This window comes from Phocaeicola abscessus CCUG 55929 (assembly GCF_000312445.1).
Lineage (GTDB): Bacteria > Bacteroidota > Bacteroidia > Bacteroidales > Bacteroidaceae > Phocaeicola > Phocaeicola abscessus.
Genome location: NZ_HE997190.1, coordinates 1 through 3305 on the forward strand (window position 1 = coordinate 1; position 3305 = coordinate 3305).

The 3305-nt window shown below is 36.3% G+C and carries 1 protein-coding gene and 1 pseudogene; one reads left to right on the top strand and one right to left on the bottom strand.

Annotated features, from left to right (window positions below; all coding sequences use genetic code 11):
• Window positions 1–345: 345 nt before the first annotated feature.
• Window positions 346–566 (bottom strand): annotated as a pseudogene (locus tag BN102_RS11210) (hypothetical protein).
• 1265 nt (window positions 567–1831) lie between these two features.
• Between BN102_RS11210 and lgt the strand changes: the two are divergent.
• Entirely contained in the window at window positions 1832–2662 is an 831-nt protein-coding gene (lgt, locus tag BN102_RS10425) for a prolipoprotein diacylglyceryl transferase (protein ID WP_021312010.1), read from the top strand.
• Window positions 2663–3305 lie beyond the last annotated feature (643 nt).

Sequence of the window (3305 nt, forward strand, 5' to 3'; positions counted from 1 at the left end):
AAGCGGACGGAATAGGAATTTCGCCTCAATGTCCGCATCGTCATATTGCCCGCACTGTTATAAGTATACGTGTAGCCGAGACGCACGATGAGCTGATCTTCATAACTGGCGCGCAATAAAGAATTTCGGGCCGACATGTTATTCAGATAGTCTTCGAATTCGGTTGGTTTGCGCGGCATATATACATAGTTGATATCCACGAGATCGAACTTGTGCTGACGTCGCCGATTACTCCATTTGTAGCTCCACGACGCTGCGGCCAAAGTTCTCGAAGGTCTTTACAAACGCTCTGTCGCCCTCTGCAATCTTAATGAAATCAATGTCTGTGTTCATATCGTTTGGAATTTAGATAGTTGCCTGATTATAGATTTGAGGTTCTGGCGACACATTATAGATATAGTCGCCACAACGCTTATGCAAAGATTCTCATAACAACGCACCAAAAGGCAGTCGTGCCTATAATAGAGCTTCTTCATGCCCAGTACACTCCCGGTTTTATGGAAATTCGGGAATCGGCTTATACCTACCCGCTTCCCTTCTTCGATTGTCATTCTTTTTACTCGCATGGTCTTGAAATTTCTGATTTGTTAATTTTTCCCCTCTTGTGAAGCTCTTTTGAGCTTTCCCGGCAGGGCTGGCGTTTTTTCGTGCAAGTGAATCACTGCGGCCGAAAGGGAGGATAAGGCAAGGGTGAAGCCAGCGGCAAGACCGGGATACCCAAATTTTGGAGGCATGAGAAAATTTGCGGAGGCTCACGGACGCAGTAACTTCGCACGGAAAAACGCCAACCCTGACGAGACTCAAAATATAACTAAACGATTGGTTTCTATGTCTTTCTTATTCCAAATTTCTGCCATGTGGAATGGGATATCATAGAGATACAGAGATGTATTCTCAAGTTATGCTACAATGCTATTGGTCAGTCAGCAACAATAAAATTGCCTGATTAGGCGTTGAATTTTATATGGGCAGTGAGAACCGTGAGGAATTAGATTTCATCAAAGAATCAACAGGCGTGTCTATCATGATAGATATAAACAATTCATAACAAAAAAACCTTGAGTATGATATGTCATTGAGTTTTAAACGCTTATCATAAAATAGGCGATTATATAAAAACGTATTGGGCAATATATAATAGAGAATATCGTTGTATATCATATGATAAGGATGACTCTTAACAATATAGGCAGTTTCGCCTCGATTAATGGTCACGGTATTGGATATGCGCAAAAGCATATTCACAATTACATCTTATCTATATCGCTATGGATACTTGTTAAGACCATTTTTTGTGACACAGAAATGTTGAGGGTTCATAGCGATGCTATAATAGATTGGCGTGAAAAATTTATTTGCCTATCTGATAGACTGTTATTCTTTTTCTTCAATTATAAAATTAGCACAGAGTGGCTAAATATATTCTCTGTTAACCCATGGAAAAGCCCAACCGAATTTATTGATTGTCAAATAGCCAACTATAGGACTTGTCCTTATGGGTGTAGGGATTATAGCAAAGGGGCTTTTTCTATCCTTAGTCAGAGAATGATTTCTTGTAAAAGTCCGATGTCCGATATAAGAATTTACAATAGAACTGACCTTTTATCACGGGAAAAGTACTACCTTTGCAAAAAAAGCGCTATCTCAGTGCAGAATCTTTATTGTTTTTTTAATGAGCATTCTTGAGTTAAGACATATATTGTCAAACAAAACCAAATTTTAATATAGCATTAAGATTAGCAGACAAAATGAATAAACAAATTAACCAATTAGAATTGCGTAATTTGTTTATATCTAGATAAGAACAATATCATTCAAACATTCATAAACGATGCTTGATTTATTTATTACTTGGAATCCAGACCCAGTTATTTTTAATTTAGGTTCATATCCTGTAAGATGGTATAGTTTTTTTTGGGTTATTGCTATAATTAGCGCAACCATGGTAGTTGGGAAAATCTTCAAAGACAATAATTTGTCCGAAGAAGATTTTTCTCGATTGTTTATCTATTCATTTTTAGGGATTTTTATAGGGGCCCGTTTAGGACATTGTTTTTTCTATGATGCCTCATATTTCATAGCACATCCGCTTGAAGCAATATTACCAATTAAATTTTTACCTAATAATGACTGGAAATTTGTAGGCTACGCAGGATTAGCCAGTCATGGAGGAACTATTGGTTTGATATTTTCGTTGTTTCTTTTCTGTAAGAAAACAAAAATGCGATTCTTGAAAATTTTAGATATGATCGCAATTGCCGCCCCATTGGCGGCTGGGTTTATCAGAATTGCAAATTTTATGAATTCTGAAATAATCGGAACTGAAACAAATTTACCATGGGGTGTAGTCTTTATTCAAGTAGATACAGTTATTAGACATCCAGCCCAACTATATGAATCTATTGCTTATTTCACATTTTTTTCTGTTATTTGGCTTATATATACTCATCGTAACAGGCTTAAGGTGAAATCTGGATTCTATTTCGGATTGTGTATCTTTATGATTTTTACTTTCCGTTTCTTTGTAGAATTCATTAAAGAACGGCAAGTTTCTTTTGAAGATAATCTAATTTTAGATATGGGGCAAATTTTAAGCTTGCCATTCATAGTTATTGGTATTTATTTTATATTACGTGCTGTAAACTTAAAAAAACTATTTTGAAAATCAATTTATATATTTTATGATTATATATTAAAGTTTTGGGACTATGGCAGAATTATGATTTACGCTTCAGTCCCATTATCATAATGACACAAAATCTCAGCCAGGTAAGTATTGGTATCATCGAGACGTTACGAATCTTACTATATTAGGCTATCTTGAAATCAGCCTCGATTACTGAAAGGTTTATCACCAGCCCTTTCTCCGAAGTGTCCGAAATTTCGGACACCTTTGCCGCCACCATTACCGCCACTTTTTGAGCCACATTTCACACTCAGATCAATACCTGCATACCTTGCCGACATCTGTTATTTGTCGAAGGCTGAACCAATCAAACTTCGTCCTCATAGAATATCTAAAACAAGGCTATCCTCGTAAACCGCCATACCTCAACTAATATCAGGTATGAGACGTTTTACCTACAAGAGAAGCCTTGGTTAGCTGTTAAATAATATTTAATACGGAGAATTTCGGATAATTTTCGTTAAATTTGAACACCGTGCCAAAATGACTAAGAAAGATGGTGTTTTTCAGCAGTATGAAACAGACAAATTTGGTACAATATCTTGGTACATTTTTATTTGTACCATTTTTGGAACCCAATGATTATCAGTAATATAGCAGGCATTAAACATATCCCGCT

Excerpts from the sequence above, each read along its gene's own strand:
- lgt (WP_021312010.1), top strand. The coding sequence starts at position 1,832 with ATGCTTGATTTATTTATTACTTGGAATCCAGACCCAGTTATTTTTAAT.